Below are 582 nucleotides of genomic sequence, written 5' to 3'. Positions count from 1 at the left end.
GTCCGCCTCGCCGAGGACCGCCTCGACGGCGTGCAGCGGGGGGACCGCGCGGGGCGTGCGCCAGCGGAGCACCTCGTGGACGACCTCCGCGGCCGGCGCGGTCCCCTCCGGCAGGGCCGCGAGGAGGCCGAGGACGGCCCGGCGCAGCCGCGGGGCCCAGGGCCGGCGTGACTCGGGGTCCAGGGCGGGGCGGAGGGTGCCCTTCTCGGTGCGGGTGCCGACCAGCCAGGCCGCCCGCTCGGACGCCACCCAGGCAGCGGCGAGGTCGGCCCAGCGCTCGGTCGCCGAGAGCTCGAGCCACGCGTCGGCCGCGTCGGCGGGGGCCAGGCCCGGGGACTCCTCGCCGTCCTCGACCACGAGGCCCGCGGCCCCGGCCACCTCGACCACCAGGGCCGCGACGGGCTCGGTCACCTCCAGCCGCTGCGCCACCCGGCGCAGCTCGCGCTGACCGAGGCCCCCGGAGCGCAGGACGGTGCCGGGCTCCTCGCCCCACAGCGCCACGAGCCCGCCCACCAGCCGCACCACGTCCTCGGCGCGGTGCGCCGACTCCGCGGCGACCGTGGCGGCGTCCAGGACGCGGGC

1 pseudogene is annotated in these 582 nt (G+C 81.1%); it reads right to left on the bottom strand.

Annotated elements, in window-relative coordinates:
• Positions 1 to 582: pseudogene (locus tag N866_RS21800) on the bottom strand (helicase-associated domain-containing protein); the annotation flags it as partial.

The organism is Actinotalea ferrariae CF5-4 (assembly GCF_000603945.1).
GTDB lineage: Bacteria > Actinomycetota > Actinomycetes > Actinomycetales > Cellulomonadaceae > Actinotalea > Actinotalea ferrariae.
The sequence above is the reverse complement of the archived record's forward strand: the minus strand, read 5'-3'. Positions and strand labels throughout refer to the sequence as shown.